The organism is Bradyrhizobium sp. SZCCHNRI1009 (assembly GCF_032487575.1).
Classification (GTDB): Bacteria; Pseudomonadota; Alphaproteobacteria; order Rhizobiales; family Xanthobacteraceae; genus Bradyrhizobium.
Window position 1 is genome coordinate 93,028 of the sequence record NZ_JAUEUL010000019.1, and the last position, 20,120, is coordinate 113,147.

A 20,120-nucleotide genomic window follows, 5' to 3' on the forward strand; every position below is an offset into this window, starting at 1 on the left:
CGCTACGTCAGGCCTGATAGGCCAGCCGCCGGCCGAAGCGGCGGACGGCCTCGTTGAACGCCTCGCGCTTCTGCCAGATGCGCTGGCGCCAAGCCGGGCCCTTGGGCGGGCGCCGGTAGAAGGCGCACAGCGCGCCGTCGAGGAAGTCCTCGGCGGTGATCACCGGCTCGGCCGGTGCCTGCTCGCCCGGAAGCAGCGTGCTGCGATAGCATTCGGCGGCGAGTATGCGCATCGCACGGTACTTCTCGCGTGCGCTCGGCGCCGGTTCGGCCGCAGCCGCGCGCAGCCGCCGCGCGGCGGCCTTGCTCGCCTCCGCACGGCGTGGATCCAACGTGCCGGCGACGATGTTCTGGATGTGGCAATCGCGGTGCACGCTGCCGATCAGGGCGACCGCGTCGGGATCGGTTACGCCGCCGAAACGGAAGCTCACCGACATCGCGGCATCGACATAGCCGACGTGATGCCACCAGAACGCCGGCATCAGGATGGTCTCGCCGGCCTCGACCACGACCTCGACGCCGCCGGCATAGGCGATCAGCGCCGCACGCTCGGCATCGTCCATCGCGTTGACCGCGACGGTCGAGAAGATGTCGATGGGAAACAGCTTGAAGCCGGATTTCGGCGGAAACAGCACGATGCGCTTGCGGCCGAACACCTGATGCAGCAGGACGTCGCGGCCGTCCCAGTCGGTGTGGAGATCGGAGGCGTTGCCGGCATTGGCGACGAACATCAGCGAATGCGCCTCGCTCGCGCTGCGCTGCGCGAGCGGATTGCCGTAGCCGCCATGCACTTTCTCGATTCCGACCGCACCGAGATTGCAATCGTCCAGGATTCTCTCGGGCGTCGGCTGCTCGCTGGTGAGCGCGCGCGTCGTGGGCTCGCGCTCGATCAGATCGAGATAGTCGCGCAGCAGGCCCGGCTTCTTGTCGATTGCGATCGGGGCGCTGCTGCCCTGCACGAAGTTGCGGATGTTGGCGAGATGCGCATCGATGTAGTTGACGCCGATCATGACCTGGAGGTCGCCGAGCGCCTCGCGCACCTTCTGCGCGTCGGTCAGCTCGCCGAGCAATTGTCCCTTGAACAGGCCGGAGATGACCGCCGGCTGGCGGCGCTCGAGCAATTCGTCCCGGCGTGCGGGCAGATCGGCGGCATCATAGGTCGCGATCACCGGCTGATCATGGCGAGATGACGTCATTGCAGTCGCTCCAGTTCCTGACGCAGCAACAGCTCGGCCTCTTCCTCGGACAGATCGTCGATCTCGGCCGTCGCGACCGGTTGAGGCATGGCAGGTGCGGACTGTGCAGCGGGATCCACAAACAGGCCGCCGAGATGGTCGAGCAGCGCCTCGATGGTCGGATAGTCGAACAGCAGGGTGGCATGCAGCGGCGCCCCCAGCCGCTCGCCGAGATCTTCGCGCAGCTCCAGGGCGGCAAGAGAGTCCAGGCCGAGATCGAACAGCCGCGTCCGCGGCGCGATCGTATCGGCATCGGCCAGTCCAAGAACATGGCCGAGCAGCTCGCGCAGATGCCGCTCGATCGCGGCGCGGCTGCGGTCGGTGGCATGGCGCCCCGCAACGGAGATCATCGCTGATGTCGGGGACGCAGCCTTGATTGGTGCTCTGCCGGATGCGGCCGCGGTATCGCCGGTCAGCACGCGCCGGCTGGCGGCGCGGAACACGAAGCCACTGGCTTCGAGCAGCGGCGTGTCGCCCATCATCAATTGCACGTTCGCCGCCGGAGAATTTCCCTGAGCGTTCGGACCGTCTTCGCGCCAGGCGACGCATGCAAGCGATGCCTCGATGCGGTGTGGCCAGAGGCGGAGCTGGTCGATGCGGAAGGGCAGATGCGCGATGTCGGTGTCGCGGCGGTCCCAGAAGCGGCTGAGCAGTTGGAACGAGCTGTCCAGCAGCCCGGGATGAATGATGGCATCCGTGACATCGACCAGATGCGCGGGACGCCGCAGCTCGGCTGTCAGCTCGCGGCCATCGCAGTGGATCGCATCGGCCCATTGAAACGACGGTCCGAGGTCGAAGCCCTGTGCCACGAGGTCGTCGTAGAATGCTCTACCATCGAGCGCGCCGGATCGAGCTGGCGCGCCGCCGTGCCGCTCCCAATCGCGGGGAGCGCTGAGAGGCAGATCGGCGCGACCGGTGACGTGGGTGGTCCAGGCCTCGTCGTCGAACGGATCGGAATCCGCGCGCCGGCTGATGAGGCGGATGCGATGGCCGCCAGGCTCCGGCGTCAGCACGAGCTGCATGACGATGCCCTGCGGTGGCAGATGCGCGGCCTGCACCAGGGTCACGTCGCGCAAGGTCAGCGGGCCGGCTGCGGACAGTGTCCGCAGGCCGGTGAAGATCATGGCGAGATGCCAGGCGGCGGGCACGATGACCTCGCCGAACACGCGGTGCTCGATGAGGAACGGATCGCGTCCGGCGAGCTCCGTCTCGAACCGCGCCTCGCCATGCGACTGTGGCAGCGCGAGCCTGCGGCCGATCACCCGCGTGTTGTTCGGTGCCGGCGTGGCCGGCGCGGCCGCGGGCGCCAGGCGGATCGGCCGCCGGTTGAACGGCGTGTTGGGCAGCGGCACGCGTGGCGCCGGAGGCTGGCTGGCTGCGACATCGGCCGCCGATCCGTCGACCGCGAGCGCGGCCAGCGAATGGCGCATCTGCCAGGCATCGGCGGCGCCGGGCGCAACGCTCGGCAGCCACAAGATGTCCGCATCGGGCAGGGTCTGGCGGCCGAGTCCGATCAGGGCCGGCTGCGGGCCGATCTCGATGACGGCCGTGACGTCGCGCTCCGCGAGCTGCCGCAGGCTGTCCTCGAAACGCACGCGCTCGCGCGTGTGTCGGCACCAGCGCTCGGGATCAGCGATGTCGTCGGCGTTCACGGCGGCGCCGGTGAGATTGCTGATCAGCTCGACGGTCGGCGTCATGAACCGGACCTCCGCCACCGCTTGCCGCAGCGCCGGCAGGATCGGCTCCATCGCCTGCGAATGGAAGGCGTGGGAGACGTCGAGGCGTTGCGCGGCCAAGCCGTCGCGGCCGCAGCGCGCGATGACATCCTCGATCGCCCGCGTCGGCCCCGCGATGGTCACGCTGCGCGGCGCATTCGTCGCCGTGATCTCGACCTCGCCGCCGTAGCGCTGCACCAGCGCGCCGAGCCGCCCGGCATCGGCGCGCACCGCCGCCATGGCGCCGCCCTCGGGCAGCGACTGCATCAGGGCCGCGCGCCGGCACACCAGGCGCAAACCGTCTTCAGGGCTGAAGGCGCCGGCGACGCAGGCCGCAGTGTACTCGCCCAGGCTATGGCCGAGCACGACATCCGGTACCACGCCCCAGGCGCGCCACAGCTCGGCCAATGCAAGTCCAAATGCAAACAGCGCCGGCTGCGCCCATCCGGTGCGGCGCAGTTGTCCGGGATCGACGTCGCCGAGCAGGAGATCACGCAGCGGCACGTCGAACTCGCGCGCGGTCAGCGCGATCGAGCGTTCGATGCTGTCGCGGAACACCGGCTCGGAGGCGTGCAGCGCGCGCGCCATCGCCGGGCGCTGCGCGCCCTGGCCGGTGAAGAGGAACGCGACCGCGCCTCCGCTGCGGCGGCTGGCCTCGCCGATCAGCAGCGCCGGATGCCGACTGCCCGAGACGGCTGCATCGAGCGCGGCTCGCGCCTGGTCAGGCTGATCAGTGACGATGGCGAGCCGGTGCCGCAATGGCGTCCTGTGCCGAAGCATACTCGAACAAATGCCGGCGAATTCATTCTGGTTGACGCCCTGGAGCCGGTCGCGCATCGCACCGGCCAGCAGCGTCAGCCCTTGCGGTCCTTGCGCCGACAACAGCAGCGTCGACGCATGCGCAACTGAGACGGGCTCCGCTTCCGACCTGGGATCTGAACGCTCCACGACGACATGCGCATTGGTGCCGCTCATGCCGAATGAGCTGATGCCGGCAAAGCGCAACTCATCGCGCGCGTCCTCGAGACGCGATGGCAGCGTGAATGGCAGGGCGTGCCAGGGAATGTCGGGGTTCGGCGTGCCGACACCCGGCTGCGGCGGCAGCTGCTGATGCTTCAGGATCAGCAGCGTCTTCACGACCCCGGCAAGGCCGGCCGCGGCTTCGAGATGGCCGATGCTGCTCTTGACCGATCCGAGCGGAAGCTCCGTCGTGCGCTGCGGCGTGTTGAACACGGCGGCGAGCGACTCAAGCTCGATCGGGTCGCCGAGCCGCGTGCCGGTGCCGTGGGTCTCGACATAGCCGACCGCCTCCGGTGGTACATCCGCCGCCGTCAGGGCATCACGGATGACCTGCTCCTGCGCGATTGCGTTGGGCACCGTGAGCCCGCTGGCCGGTCCGTCGTGATTGACCGCGGCGCCGCGCACCACGCCGAGCACGTCGTCTGCGGCAGCGTCCTCCAGCCGGCGCAGCACGAGCACGACGCAGCCCTCGCCGCGGCCGAAGCCGTCGGCGTCGGCAGAGAACACCTTGCTGCGGCCATCCGGCGCGAGCACGCCGGTGCGCGACAGGAACAGCGTGACCTGGGGCGTCAGATGCAGATGCACACCGGCGACCAGTGCGAGGTCGCACTCGCGGTTCTCCAGGCTCTGGCAGGCCAGATGCAGCGCCACCAGCGAGGAGGAGCAGGCGGTGTCGAGCGACAGGCTCGGTCCGTTCAGCCCGAGCTCGTGCGACAGCCGTCCCGACGCGAAGCAGAGCAGGGCGCCCGTGCCGGAATAGGGACCGATGCACGCCGGATCGGCGCCGTAGAGCTCGCGCGGTCCATATTGCGGCTGGCCGATGCCGACGAACACGCCGGTGCGGCTGCCCCGCAGCGTGCCGATGGGCACGCCGGCATTCTCGATCGCCTCCCATGCGACCTCCAGCAGCAGCCGCTGCTGCGGGTCCAGCGAGGCCGCCTCACGCGGATTGATGTTGAAGAATTCTGGATCGAAGCCGTCGACATCGTCGAGAAAGGCGCCGCGCCGCACATAGGTGCGGCCGGGCGCGCGGCGATCGGGATCGAACAGAGCGTCATTGTCCCAGCGGCCCGCCGGCAGTTCGCCGATGGCATCGCGGCCGGAGCGGAGCAGATCCCAATAGGTGTCGAGGTCGGCAATGCCTCCCGGCAGGCGGCAGCCGGCGCCGATGATGGCAATGGGGGCGCGTCGTCGCGTCATGCCCGCACTCCGGTCAGCTCTGACGGCCGATCGAACAGCTCGGCGTCGAGGAAGGTTGCGAGCTGGTCCACGGAGCCGTGCCTGAACAGCGTGGTCTGCTCGATGCGGTGGCCAAGGCTGGCGCGGATGCGGTTGCGCAGGTCCAGCGTGGCGAGCGAGTCCATGCCGAGCGCGAAGAAGCCGCGCGTGCGATCGATCTCGGCAGCACCGGCGAAGCCGAGCACCGCGGCGACCAGGCCGGCAAGATGGTCGGCGAGCGCAGCACGGCGGCGGCGTGCGGGCAGGCGCGCAAGCTCCATCCGCAACCGATCGTCCGCCGAAGGCTCCGGCCGGACCACGCGCAACGGCACGGCGCCGGCCGTCGCGGCCGCCTTGGGCTGCGGCGCCACGAACGCATCGACCAGGGCAGGCGGCGCGTCGGCGCAGGCGCTGGCGAACTGCGCCCAGTCGACGTCCAGCACCGCGGCCTGCGGCAGATCGGTCCTGATGAGTTCGCCGAGCGCCGCGAGACAGATTTCACCCGGCATCTCGCGCAAGCCCTGCCGGGTCCACTCACGCCGCGTCGCCCGCTCGCCGGCGCCGACCATGCCGAGGCCGGACCACGGTCCCCAATTGATGCTGAGCGCCGGCAGCCCCGCCGCGCGCCGATGCTGGGCGAGCGCGTCCAGTCCGGCATTGGCGGCGACATAGCCGGCGAGGCCGGGAGCACCCAGCAGTCCGAATGCCGAGGAGAACAGCACGAAATGGTCGAGCGGCTGGCTGCGGGTCAGCTCGTGCAGATGCCAGGCGCCGTCGAGCTTGGCCGCAAGCACCGCGCGGATGCGATCCCAGCTCTGGGTCTCGATCACGCCGTCATCATGGCTGCCGGCGGTGTGGAAGACGCCGCCGAGCGGCGGCATTTCGCGGCTGCATGCATCGAGCAATGCGGCGACCTCGTCACGCCGGCCGAGGTCGGTCGAGCGCAGCATCACCGTGACGTTCTGCGCCCGCAGCTCATCGGCAAGCGCGCGCGCTGCCGTCTCGGCCGAGCGGCTCGCGATCACGATGTGGGTGGCGCCGCTGGTGGCGAGCCAGCGGGCGAGTGCGGCGCCGAGCGCGCCGCCGCCGGCGATCAGCTGGGTTCGCCCGGTAAGATCCAGTGGCCTCGTCGCGGCCGTTGCGCCGGACGCGCGCAGCCGTGGCACGCGCGCTCGACCGTTGCGCCATGCCATGCGCCACTCCGCCGCTGCGCTGTCGGTGAGGTCGCCGATCAGCCAGTCGGCAAAGGCGGCGTCGCTCAGGGCCGAGGCGTCGATGTCGACCAGCCTCATGCCGAGCCAGGTCTGCTCACGGCCGAGTACGAGAGGGAGGCCCTGCAAAGCGGCGAGCGCGACGTCGACCCGGTCCTCTGCGCTGGCCGCCATGGTGCTTCGGCTGAGCGAGAACAGCCGCCTCGGCGGTCGCGCGAGCCGGGTCAGCCGCTGCAACAATGCGAGCAGGCGTGGTCCCATCGTCGTCAGCCGCTCGGCCGGCGTGCTTTCGGCCGTGAATTCGGCGGACGACGCCCGCATATCGATCACGGCCTCGACGCCGTCGTCGAGATGGCGGAAGCCGTCGACATCGTCGGTCGCGACGATGCAGCGGACGCCGCGGCGGCCGAGCGATGTCGCGAGCAGTAGAGCCTGCGCGGCGTGATCGGCCAGCAGCAGCCACGGCCGTACCATCGACGCGGCGGGGCGCGGCGGGAGCTTGCGCTGCGGCGCGTCGATCCATTCGACCACGTGCAAGTTGCGTGTGAGGGTCTCGGCCGGACGCGCCGAGACGGCACGGACGAAGGTCAGGCCGCTGATGCGCAGCACCGGTGCGCCATCGGCCGTGGAGGCATCGAGGTTCACCACGGCGGCCCTGCCGTCGGCCGTGACGCTGCGCAGCCGCGCGTGCGACCAGGCGATGGTCCCTATGTCCCCGAGCAGGTCGATGCGCTCGCATCCGGCCGGAATGCCGCAAGGGATGGCAACCGGCAGCGCGGCCTGTGCGACCAGCAGCGCCGCGTCCAGCCGTATCGCACCGGCGAGCGCTGGCGGCACGTCGGCGGCGCCGATCTGCCCGAGCGCCTCGCCTCGGCCGGTCGTAAGAGCCGCGAGACTCGCGATCGAGATGCCCGGCTCGCAGCCTTGGGCACGCAGCGATTCGGCGAGTCGATCGATCGTGTCGTCTGTTAGTTCATGCCGGAGCGCGTCGAGCTCTGCCGTCGCCGTGCCAAGCCCGTCCACGACGACGTCGCCGATCTCGGCTTCGGCATGAACCGTCCAGCTCGCTGCAGCGTTACGGCTTGCGATCCGCACGCGGCTCGTCCCGGCGCCCTGCGGCAGCAGCACGGTCTGCACGTCGACGCCGTGATCCGGCAGATGCAGCGGCCGATGAAAGACCAGCGACGACAGGCGCAGCGGCGCGAGGCTGATCGGGCAGGCTCCGCCGGGGCCGCTGCCATGCGCCTCGATCATCATCGCGAGCATCGCCGCCGCCGACAGCGTCGCGCTCTCGCCGATGCGGTGCGTCTCCAGGGCCGGCCACCGGCCGCCGCCGAGCCTAGTGGCATGAACCGCTCCGTCCAGCGCGAGCGGGATCATCGGACCGATCAGGGTGGCCGGATCGGGTGTCGGCACTTCGACGCGTGGGGATGATTGCGGTTCTGCGTCCGAGCTCGGGTCGATCCAGTAGCGCTTGCGCTCGAACGGCGTGGTCGGCAGTGCGACGCGCCGCGGCGGCCGGCAATCGAGGCTGCGCCAATTGATCTCAGCGCCCCGCACAAACAGCTCGCCTGCCGCCCGCGACAGGGTCTGCCACGCGGACTCCGTCGGCACCAGGCTCGGCAGCAGCGCGACCGCATTGTCGGCAAGGCAATCGCGGGCGACACCGGTGAGCACCGGCCGCGGCCCGATCTCGATGAACACATTGGCGCCGAGCGCAGCGGCCGTCGCGATGCCGTCGCGGAAGCGGACCGGCTGGCGCACATGGCGCACCCAGTACAAGGGGTCCATCAGCTCGTCATCGATCGATCGTCCGGTGACGTTGGAGACGATGCTGATCCGCGGCCGCCGCGGATGCAGCTTGCGGCAGGTGTCGCCGAACGGCGCCAGCATGCTGTCCATCAGCGGCGAGTGACCCGCGCGCGAGACATGCAGCCGGTGGACCTCGATGCCCTCGCGGGCGAAATCGGCGAGCGCGGCTTCGACCGCGGCCGGCGCGCCCGAGATCACGCAATTCTGCGGGCTGTTGTAGGCCGCGATCACGACCTCCTGGCCGGCCACGCGGCGCTCGACGAAGGCGGCGTCGGCCAACACGACGCCCATCGCGCCGTCAGGCGTCGCCTGCATCAGCCGTCCGCGCATCGCGACGAGCTCGACGGCCTCGGCAAGGTCGAGCGCCCCGGCGATGCACGCCGCCGTCACTTCGCCGAGGCTGTGACCCATCACCACGGCCGGCGTGATGCCGGAGTCGATCCACAGCCGCGCGAGGGCATATTCGAGCGCGAACAGCGCGGGCTGCGCGTAGCGCATCTGCGCGATCATGTCCGGCTCGCCGGGGGCGGGGTTCATGATCTCCAGCAGCGGCCTGTCGAGGAACGGCGCAAACAGCTCAGCGCATTCGTGCAATGCGGCAGCAAAACCCGGATGGCTGCCGGCGAGCTCCTCGGCCATCCCCGGATATTGCGAGCCCTGTCCGGTGAACAGGAAGGCGACCACGGGCGCCTTGCCGGCCGTGCCCGCCATCACGTCGGAATACGGCTCTCCTGCGAGATGGCTGCTCAGCTCGCGTTGCCAGTCGCCCGGGCCACTGCCGACGATCGCGAGCCGATGCGGCTGCGCGCTGCGGCCGGCGGCCGCAGTCGCGGCGATGTCGCCCGGCGTCTGCGTGCCGACGACGGATGCGAAATGATCGAGGTAGCGGCGCGCGAGCTCGTGCAGCGCCGCGGGCGAGCGCGCCGAGAGGACGAGCAGATGGTGCTGCCGCGGATCGTCGGGACGGTCGTCCGGCCGCGGCGCTTCGGCGAGGACGACGTGCGCGTTGGTGCCGGAGAAGCCGAACGAGCTCACGGCGGCGCGGCGGCGCCGGCCATCACGCCGCTCCCAGGCTTGCAGTTGCGTTGGAATGCTGGCCGGAATCGCGGCGAGCTCGAGCAGCGGGTTGATGGCGCCGAGATGCAGTTGCGGCGGGACGGCGCCATGGCAAAGCGCAAGCACCGCCTTCATCAACCCGGCGAGGCCCGCGGCCGCCTCGGTGTGGCCGATATTGCTCTTCACCGAGCCGATCAGCAGCGGATGCTCGCGGCCGCCATGCACGGCGGCCAGCGCGTTGAACTCGATGGGGTCGCCGAGCGGCGTGCCGGTGCCATGCGCTTCGACATAGTCGATGTCGGACGCGGCGATGCCGGCATCGTCGAGCGCGCGGCGGATGACAGCCTGCTGCGCCAGGCCGTTCGGCGCGGTGAGGCCGTTGCTCGGGCCGTCATTGTTGACGGCGCTGCCTTCGATCACAGCGAGCACGGGGTCGCCATCGACCAGCGCGTCGTCGAGCCGCTTGAGCGCGAGCACGGCGCAGCCCTCGCTGCGCACATAGCCGTTAGCCTCGGCGGAGAACGGCTTGCAGCGTCCGTCGGGTGCCAGCATGCTGGCCTGCGAGAAGGCGATGCTGAGCTCGGGGCCGAGGATCAGGTTGACGGCGCCTGCCAGTGCCATCCGGCAATCGCCGGCGCGCAGCGCCTTGACCGCGAGATGCACGGCAACGAGGCCGGCAGAGCAGGCGGTGTCGACCGACAGCGCCGCGCCCTGCAGCCCCAGCGTATAGGCGATGCGCCCCGAGGCGATCGATCCGGCGTTGCCTGTGCCGTAGTGGCCGTCGAGCCGTCCGGCGGCGCCGGCGATGCGCTCATAGTCGTGTCCGAACAGGCCAATCAGGACCTGCGTGTCCGAACCGGCGAGGGCGGTGGGATCGATGCCGCCATGCTCCAGCGCCTCCCAGCTGCATTCGAGCAGCAGGCGCTGCTGCGGATCCATCGCCGCCGCCTCGCGCGGCGACAGCCCGAAGAATCCGGGATCGAACTGATCGACATCGGCGATGAACCCACCGCGCCTCGTCGTGATGCGTCCGGGACCGCCGGCGGGATTGCAGAGAACGTCCGCATTCCAGCGCGTGGCCGGGACATCGGTGATGCCATCGCGGCCTTCGCTGAGCAGCGTCCAGAACTCCTCCGGGCTGGTTACGTTGCCCGGGAAGCGGCACGCCATCCCGATGATCGCCACCGGCGCCGCGGTCTGGCCTGTCTGCTGTTGGCGAGCGGTCGATGATGAGGCGCTGCCGCGCGGGGCGGCCGCACGTTTCGGCGCAGAGGATGGCGCGATCAGGCCGTTGACGATCTGCTCCGGCGTCGGATGACGGAAGAAGAAGGTGGCATCGATCGCGGTGCCGAGCGCGCGGTTCAGCCCGGCCCTCAGGCTGTGCAGGTCGAGCGAGTCCAGCCCCATCGCATGCAAGGTGCGTCCAGGCGCGAAATCTTTCGCGCGCGCCGGCCCCAGCACATCGCGCAAGGTAGCGGCGACGATCTCGGGCAGATCGCGCGCGCTGACGATGGGCTGGCCGGCGCTGCTCGTGGTGATCGCATCCAGGCGGTCCGCGTCGTATTCGATCAGCACGCCGGCCTCGCCGCCTGCGGCGTAGCCGGGGAAGGCGCCGGGCAGCACGTCGACGATGCGAGCGCCGCGTGCGGCATGGAAACGCAGAATCGCGTCGACCGGCAGCCCGTTGGCATCGCGGCGGGCGACATAGGCGGCGATGATGTCGTCGTCAGAGGCGGCGAAGTCCCGGCACAGCGTCACGCCGACGATCGTCGTCGCGCCGGCGGCGCGGGCGAGCCGCAGCGCCAACTGCACCAGCGCCTCGCCGAGGCCGGTCTGGGCGTGATCAGGATCGACGCAGACTCCGAGCAGTTGCGCAACCGTGCCGTCGGGCGCGTGCAGCGTCTCGAACTGTTCCGCGGGCAGATCGCGCAACGCCCGCGCATCTGCGATCCGCTGCGTGTAGATCGCACCGATGATGCGCTCCTGCCGCAGCACCACGATATGATCGCCAGAAGCCTGGTGGATGCGCCGCAGGAGGCGTTCCGGCCGGCTGCGCAGCGGCTCCGGCCAGCAGGCCGTATCCAGTGCGACAAGGCCGGCGAGATCGGTTTCGCGGGCCGCGCGAACCACGATGCCCGACTGATCCGCCCCGGTGTCGATGGCGAACCAGGCCCGCGCCTCATCGTAGGTTGGGCTCGGTGCGGGAATGCGCTGCTCGGCCACGGCGCGCTGCAGGCGTTGGAGGATCGGCGCCTCGATCGTCACATGCGACAGTGGTGAGGAACGATGCTCGGTCATGACTGATCCACCCGCCGGGCCACGCGCTCGGCATGAAGGCCGCGCATCAGACCATCATGATCGCAATCGAGCTCGATCAGCTCGAACTCTCCGCCGATCAGCTCGCGCCAGCCCGCAGGCGCAGCCGGATTGCCGCGCACGCGCGCGTGGAAGAAGGTGGCGTGTCCCATGGTGGGCGTGGGCTGATAGGTGCCGAGCAGCTTTCCGCAGCGGACATAAGCCTCGACGATCTCCTCCACCTGGGCGGCGGTGATGTCCGGCGGAAACTCGCCGCTGCGGCTCAGCACCGCGGCGGCTCTCGCATAGTCGAGCGTCGCGTCGTCGGAGGCCTCGCCCGTGAGGTCGGCAATGATCTCCGCCTTGCTGACCTCCCATCCGCCCGCGGGCTTGACCGGCGCGTCGAGCAGCAGCAGCGACGCCACCGTCTCTCCCTCCGCCGCGAGCTGGCGGGCGATTTCGAAGGCCGCCACGCCACCGAAGGACCAGCCCATGAGATGATAGGGGCCGTGCGGCTGAACGCTGCGGATCTCCCGCAGATAGCTCTGCGCCTGATCGACGAGGCTCGCCGGCCCCGCGTTGCGGCCGGTGACGTCCTGTAGTCCGTAGACCGGGCGCGGGACCGACAGGCGCGAGACGATGTCGAGATAGCAGAACACCGTTCCGGTCGCCGGATGAATGCAGAACAGCGGTGCTGCCGCGCCGCTGCCGCGCAGCGTCACCAGCGCCTTCGCCGGCTGCGCCGGGACCGTGCCGCGCAAGAGCCGCGCCGTGCCTTGGATGGTCGGATCGGCGGCGATGTCGGCGACCCGCAGCTTGAGGCCGAACTCGCTGCGGCAGCGCGCGATCAGTTGGATCAGCATCAGCGAGTCGCCGCCCAGCTCGAAGAAGCTCGCGGTGACATCGATCGACGGCGTCTGCAGCAGCTCCTGCCAGATCGCCTGCAGCCGGAACTCGACGGCGTCGCGGGGCGCGATGGTGCGACTATCGGATGGGACATCCGGTCCGTGCATCGTCGCCAGCGCACGCCGGTCGATCTTTCCGGCCGGGCTGAGCGGCAGGCTGTCGAGCCGGATAAACTGTGCCGGCAGCATGTAGGACGGCAGGTGCGTGGCGAGATGACGGCGGAGCTCGGACGGTGCTGCATCCATACCGCTTTTCGCTGACCACCAGCACACCAGACGCTGATCGCCGCGGGCGGCCTCGAGACCGACGGCTGCGGCTTCCACCATCGCGTGCCGGCGCAAGACCTCCTCGATCTCGCCCGGCTCGATGCGGAAGCCGCGCAGCTTGATCTGAGCGTCGCTGCGGCCGAGGAATTCGAGGTTGCCGTCGGGAAGCCAACGCGCGCGATCGCCGGTCCGGTACAGCCGCTCGCCCGGTCGGCCGAACGGGTCGGCGATGAAGCGTTCGGCGGTCAGGCCCGGTCGATCGAGATAGCCGCGCGCAAGGCCGCGGCCGGCGACGTAGAGCTCGCCTGCGGCGCCGATCGGCAGCGGAGTGAGCCTGTCGTCGAGCACGTGGCAGCGCAGGCCGAGGATCGGGCGGCCGATCGGCGGCGTGCGGTCGCCGGCGAGCGGAGCGCTGAGCGAGGCGCACACTGTCGTTTCGGTCGGACCATAGCCGTTGATGAAGGTCCGGCCGGGAGCCCACAGCCGTGCCGTCTCGGCCGGGCAGGCCTCGCCGGCAACCACCAGCACGCGGCAGCCGTCGAGATCGCGCGGTGCCATGACGCCGAGCGCGCTCTGCGGCAGGGTGGCGTGGCTGACGCCGTGCCGCCGGGCGAAGTCGACGAGAGCGTCACCCGGCAACAGGTCATCGGGCGTGCCAACGACGAGTGCGGCGCCGCTGCCGAGCGCCATGCAGATCTCCCACACCGAGGCGTCGAAATTGGGCGAGGCAAATTGCAGCACGCGATCGCCAGGCCCTGCGCCAAACGCGGCGCGCTGGGCGCGAATCAGGTTAGCGGCGCCGCGATGCGGAACCATGACGCCCTTCGGCCGTCCGGTCGAGCCGGACGTGTAGATCACGTAGGCAAGGTCGTCGGCCGAGATCGCGGGCCGCGGCTGGCGCGGCTTATTGCCGGTCGCAGCAGGCACGTCCTGTTCGTCGATGCCGATGCGGCGGACTGCCGGAGGGAGCCAGGCCGCCGCGCCATCGGTCAGCACGCGCTGCACGCGGCTGTCAGTGATGATGAAGCCGAGGCGGTCGGGCGGATAGGACGGATCCAGCGGCACGTAAGCGAGTCCGGCCTTGAGAGCTGCCAGCGCGGCGGTCACGAAGCCGGCCCGGCGTTCGCAGGCGATGCCGATGAACTCACCCGGGCGCGCGCCGTCATCGCGCAGCCGGCCGGCCAGGCGATCGGCGGCGTCGTGCAGCTCACGATAGGTCAGGTGGCCGAAATCGCCGATCAGCGCCGGCTCGTCGGCATGGTCCCGGGCGGCTTCGTCGAGCAGCTCGGTCAGCGTCTCCTCGGCAAGGACCACCGGCGCGGTCGCGTTCCAGGCCGCGATCTGCTGCAGATCCCTGGCGTCGGCACCGAGCAGGCGATGCAGCGGCAGATCGCGATCCGCCGCGGCCAGGCGCTCGATGACGGCGATGAAGTCGTCGGCCAGTCGCGCGATATCCTCCGCCGCGAACCGGCCGGCCTCGTAGCTGAACGCGAGCTCATAGGAGTCGCCCGGCACGACGGCGACGGCCAGGGGATAATGCGTATGCTGTTCCACGGGCAGCGCGCGAATGGAGAGATCGTCGAGCATCCCGTCCATCGACGTGGCCGGCTGGTTCTCGAACACCATCAGGGTCTCGAACAGCTCGCCCTCCGCGCGCTCGGTCCAGCGCATGATGTCGCCGAGGCCAGCATATGCGTAGCTCATCCGTTCCGCCTGCTCGGCATGAAGCCGCGCCAGCCACTCGCCGGCGCTCGCCTGCTCCGTGAGCCTGATCCGCGCCGGGACCGTGTTGATCAGCAGCCCCGCCATCCGCGCGATGCCCTCCACTTCCGGCGGGCGCAAGGCGATCGTGGTCCCGAACACCAGATCCTCGGACGAGCACAGGCGCGACAGCATCATCGCCCAGGCGCCCTGGAGCAGCGTGTTGGCGCTGACATGGTGCCGCCGTGCCGCATGGCGCAACGCGGTCGACCTGTCCTCGCCGAGCATCCGCTTCAAGGCGCGCTGGCCGCTGCCTCGGGCTGGCGTCGGCAGCGAGATGCGGGCCATCGTCGTCGCGCCGGCAAGGTGCTGGCGCCAGAAGCTCGCGCTCTCCTCGCGATCCCGTTGGGCGAGCCAATGGACGAACGCGGCAAACGGCGCGCGCGGCGGCAGCGCCTCGATACGGCCGGCGGCAAGGGCCGCGCGCGCAACGAACAGGTCTTCGAGCACGAGCGACAATGACCAGCCATCGAGCAGCACGTGATGATTGTTGATCACCAGGGCGTGGCGATCCGGCGCGAGGCGCAGCAGCATCAGCCGCAGCAGCGGCGTGCCGTCGAACCGGAACGGCGTCGTCATGTCATGCGCCAGGAGATCGCGCAGCGTCTGCTCGGGATCGTCGTCAGTGCTGAGATCGCGCGTCTGCCATGGTGCCTCGGCATCGGGCCTGATAACCATGACGTAGCGGCCGTCACGCTCGCCGATCGTCGTCCGCAGCACGGCATGGCGGGCCACGACCGCCTTCCAGGCGGCGTGGAGGACCGCTTCATCGAGGCTGCCCGTGATGATCATCGCGGTCTGCATGCGATAGGCGCCGGCCGCGTCGTCATCGAGGCTGTGGCGCAGCAGGCCGAGCTGCAACGGTGTGAGCTGCAGCTCTTCCGTCTCTGGCCACGAAATATCCGGCGTGCGGACCGCCGGCGCCGCTGCGGCCTGATGTTGCACATGGGCCGCCAGGCGCTCGACCGTCGGCTGCCGGAAGATGTCGCGCGCACTGAAGACGAGGCCGGCCTGGCGCGCGCGCATCACCACCTGGATGGCGAGGATGGAATCGCCGCCGAGCGCAAAGAAATCCTCGTCGATGCCGATGTGATCCTGATCGAGGACTGACGCCCAGATCTCCGCGAGGCGTTTCTCGGTGACGGTGTCCGGCGCACGGCGCGCGCGCTCGGCCGCTTCCGCTTCGGACCAGGGCAGCGCGGCGCGGTCGACCTTGCCGCTGCGGCTGCGCGGCAGCGCCGGCAGATTGATGATGCGCGACGGCACCATGTAGTCCGGCAGGAACGAGGTGAGATGGCCGCGCAACGCGTCGAGCGAAGGGCAGTCGCCGTGTCGCGGCACCACATAGGCGACGAGCTGCGGATTGCCGCGGGCTTCGCGCACCATCACGCAGGCGTCGGCGATCTCCGGATGACGCTGCAACGCGTGCTCGATCTCGCCGGGCTCGATCCGAAGGCCGCGGATCTTGATCTGGTGATCGACGCGGCCGAAGCATTCGAGCACGCCATCGTCGCGCCAGCGGCCGCGGTCGCCGGTGCGATAGAGCCGCGCGCCGGGCGGGCCGCCGGGATCGGCGATGAAGCGTTCGGCCGTGAGACCGGGCCGGTTGCAATAGCCGCGCGCGAGCCCGACGCCGCCGATGTAGATCTCGCCTTCGACGCCGGCCGGGACGTCCGCCAGCCAGTCGTCGAGGATGCGGATGACGGTGTTGGTGATCGGCGCGCCGATCGGCGGCCGTCCGCCGTCGTCGGCCGAGAACCGCATCATGGTCGAATAGATCGTGGTCTCGGTCGGGCCGTAGTAGTTATGAACGCTGGCAACGCGGCAGGTGGCGAGACGGCGCAATGTCGCCTCGGTCAGCGCTTCGCCGGCACTCACGACCCTCAGCCCGGCGAGTACGCCGGGCACTGCGGTGGTCAGCATGTTCCAGACCGTCGGCGTCGCCTGCATCGCGGTGACGCCGGCCGCGGCGATCAGCGCCGCCAGCCGGTCGGGAGCGGTGGCCTCGTCCTCGGCCGCCAGCACGACGCAGCCGCCGGTGACGAGCGGCAGCAGCAATTCCACGATCGAGATGTCGAACGCCGCCGTGGTGGTGGCGGCGAAGCGATCGTCGGGCGTGAGCTTGAGCTCCGACTGTACGGCCGCCAGCAGGTTGCCCAAGCCGCGATAGGTGACGGTCACGCCCTTGGGCCGGCCGGTCGTGCCGGATGTGTAGAGCAGGTAGGCGGTCTGGAGCGGATTCGCCTGATGCAAGGCGGGCGCGGCAGCCGCAGCGCCGAGATCGATCGCGAGGACTGGTACCGGGGCTGGCAGATCCGCCGACGCGTCGGCAGTGATGGCAAGCGCGGGCCGGGCGTCATCCAGCATGTAGCCGATGCGATCGCGCGGCAGCGATGGATCGATCGGCAGGTAGGCCGCACCGATCCGCAGCACCGCGAGGATCGCGATCAGCAGCGCGGGGGAGCGCGGCAGATGCAGCGCGACGAGATCGTCGGCGCCGATGCCGCGCGCCGCAAGCTGGCCGGCGAGCCGGCCGGACATCGCATCCAGCCGCGCATAGTCGAACGTCTCGTTGCGCCAGATCAGGCCGGGTGCGGACGGCGCGATGCGGGCCTGCCACAGGAAGCCATCCAGGAGGTGGCCCGCCGGCTCCGGCTGCGCGGTCATATTCCAGGCCGCAATCCGCGGATCGCGGCTCGCGTGGGCTCCCAGCACGCGGCCGATCGGCATGTCGCCATCGTCAGCGAGAGCCATGAGCAGCCTGCGCAGCTCCGCAATCAGCTCGGTCGCGGACGCGCCGTCGAACAGACCGGGCCGGACGTGAAGCCGCAGCGTCAACCGCGGTCCGGGCAGCACCGCCAGGCTCAGCGGATAGTGGTTGGCGTCGCGCCCCTGCACCCGGGTGATGCGCAACGCTTCGGCATTGTCGATGGCATCAGCCGAAACCGGATAGTTCTCGAACGCCAGCAGCGTATCGAACAACGCGTCGGTGCCGAGCATCTGCTGAATCTCGCCGAGGCTGAGATGCTGATGGGCGATCAGCGCGGCCTGACGGTCCTGCAACTCGCCGAGGAATGCCTTGATCGTGCGCGCGGGCGACACGCGTGCGCGCAAGGGGACGGTGTTGGCAAGCAGGCCGACGATCTGGTCGGCGCCGTCGAGCGCGGCGTCACGCCCGGCGACGGTGATGCCGAACACGACGTCGTCGCGATGGGCGCGCGCCGCGAGCCACAGCGCCCAGGCGCCCTGCATCAAGGTGGCCAGCGTGATCCCGAGCGAGCGCGCGGCCGCGACCAGCCGCTGGGTCTCGTGCTCGTCGAGCGCGACGTCGGTCTGCGTTGCGTTGCCATGGCCCGACAGGTTCGGCGCGACCAGCAGCGGTCCGCTCCAGCCGTCGAAGGCCGCGCGCCAGGCCGCCAGCGCCGCGGCGCGATCCTGACGGTCGAGCCAGTCGAGATAGCGGCTGAACGGCACCGCCGGCTGCAGCTCGGCCTTCCCGTGATAGAGCTGCATCAGCTCGCGCAGCACGATCGGCATCGACCAGCCGTCGATCAAAATGTGATGCAGCGTCAGGATCAGCACGTTGGTCGCGCCGGCGCTGACCAGGCTGCTGCGCAGCAAGGGCGGAGCCGCCAGGTCAAAGCGGCGCGTCAGGTCGTCGTGGCGGACTTGATCCAGAGCCGCCTGCAAGTTCCTATCAGCGTCGACCGTCAGTTGACGCCAGGGCAGATCGACCGCCGACACGACGCTCTGTGTGAAGCCGCTGCTGTCGTCGGCCCGGAACGCCGCGCGCAGATTGTCGTGCCGCGCGATCAGCGCGGCGATCGCGCCGCGCAGCCGGTCGCGATCGAGCTCACCTGCAAACTCCACTTCGAGCTGGACGACATAGACGTCGGCACGGACGGGATCGGACAGGTTCTCGTAGAGCAGGCCGCGCTGCAACGGCGACAGCCGGAGCTGACGGACCGACGGCTTTGCGGCCGGATGCGGCGCGGCCGGCGTCAGTTCGGCAAGGCGCTCGAGCAGGGCGAACCAGCGCGTCGCGAGCACCTGCACGACGTCGTCATCGACGAGGCTTCGGTCGCTGGACCAGATGGCGCTGAGGCGGGCGTCGGCGCCCTGGCCGATCACCACCGTGTTCAATTCGATCGCATGGGCCGGACGCAACTCGGCCTGCTCGACGAGGTCGCCGGGCAGTGCCGTCGGGATGATGCTCCAATCCGCAACATGATCGGTCGAGAAACGGCCGAGATAGTTGAAGCCCGCCTGCGGCGTCGGCAGGCGGGCGAGCGTCCGCGCCGCGTCCTCGTCCAGGTAGCGCAGCAGGCCGAAGCCGAGCCCGTCGTCATGGACGTCGGCGAGACCGGACTGCACGGCGTGCAGCGCGCCGAGCAGGCGTTCGGCGTCGCCGGCGGTGGTCGTGGAATCTCCGGCGGGAAGGTCGAAGCGAACGGGATAGAGGCTCGTGAACCAGCCCACGGTGCGCGACAGGTCGATGGCAGGGTCGAATTCGTTGCGGCCGTGGCCTTCGAGGTCGATCACGATGGTCTGCGCTGCCGCATCGCCATCGGCGAGCGTCGTGACGAAAGCCGCAAGCAGGATGTCGAGCACCCGCGCACCGAGCCGTCGCGGCGCCTCGCTCATCACGCGCGCAGTCACCGCTGCCGGCAAGGTCAGCGTCAGATGCTTGACGCTGTTCGCAACGGGCTGGCGGGGCGGCGTCAGCCGCAGGGGAGCGGCGCTTGCCGCCAATGTTCGCTGCCAATGCGGCAGCTCTGCCTGCACGGAGGAATGTCGCGACCGCGCTTGAAGCAGCCGCGACCACTGCCCGAAGCTGGTGCCGAGCGCAGGTAACTGAGCCGGCTGGCCGGCCGTCGTAGCGTGCCACGACGCTGCGAGCTCCTCGATCAGGATCCGCCACGACACGCCGTCGACGGCGAGATGATGCAGTACGAGCAGCAGCGCGTCGTTATCAGCTACGCTGGCCGTGAATTGAACCGCCTGCAGCATCACGCCGCCTGCGGGATCGAGACGCGCCTCGGCAGCGCCGATCTCCTGGCTGATCCGCTGCGCGCGCTGCTCCGGCGTCAACGCGGCGACATCGATCTGGCGCAGCCGGCGCCGCGCCAGCGCTGTGTCGGAGGGCGCGATGTGCAGCGACGGCCTGCCATCGATCGGATCGAATGCGAGGCGGGACCGCAGCATGGCATGGCGCGACAACGTGGCATCGAGCAGGGCGATCAGTTGCTGCGACGTCAGGCCGCGCGGCAGCCGCACGGTCATGCTCTGGCTGAAGCGGTCGACATTCCTGCCGCGCTCGAGCAGCCAGCGCATGATCGGCGTCAGCGGAATGGGGCCGCCGTCCGCGCGATCGTCGGCGGTGACCTGCTGGGCCGCGGTTGCAACGCTCGCGAGCTTCGCGATCGTGCCCTGCTGGAACACGTCGCGCGGCGTGATCACGAGCCCGGCGCGTCGCGCGCGCGTCACCATCTGGATGCTGGTGATGGAATCGCCGCCGAGCGCGAAGAAATTGTCGTCGATGCCGATCGTGTCGTGGCCGAGCAGCTCGGCCCAGATCGCGGCAAGCGCCTGCTCGGTGGCGGAGCGTGGCGCGCGATGGGGTGTC

At 70.1% G+C, this 20,120-nt stretch carries 4 protein-coding genes; all 4 read right to left on the reverse strand.

Annotated elements, in window-relative coordinates:
* Positions 1 to 7 precede the first annotated feature (7 nt).
* Positions 8 to 1,195, reverse strand: coding sequence for a cupin-like domain-containing protein (locus QX010_RS25850; protein WP_316182728.1), 1,188 nt, complete (start codon positions 1,193 to 1,195; stop codon positions 8 to 10).
* A complete protein-coding gene (locus QX010_RS25855; RefSeq protein ID WP_316182729.1) occupies positions 1,192 to 5,169 on the reverse strand; it encodes a type I polyketide synthase in 3,978 nt (1,325 codons plus the stop codon). Before QX010_RS25855 ends, QX010_RS25850 begins: the two co-directional genes overlap by 4 nt.
* The gene (locus QX010_RS25860) at positions 5,166 to 11,564 is read right to left on the reverse strand and encodes an SDR family NAD(P)-dependent oxidoreductase (RefSeq protein WP_316182730.1); all 6,399 of its coding nucleotides are present in this window, start codon (positions 11,562 to 11,564) and stop codon (positions 5,166 to 5,168) included. Before QX010_RS25860 ends, QX010_RS25855 begins: the two co-directional genes overlap by 4 nt.
* A partial coding sequence (locus tag QX010_RS25865; RefSeq protein ID WP_316182731.1) for a non-ribosomal peptide synthetase occupies positions 11,561 to 20,120 on the reverse strand: 8,560 nt, incomplete at its 5' end. The genes QX010_RS25860 and QX010_RS25865, both read right to left, overlap by 4 nt.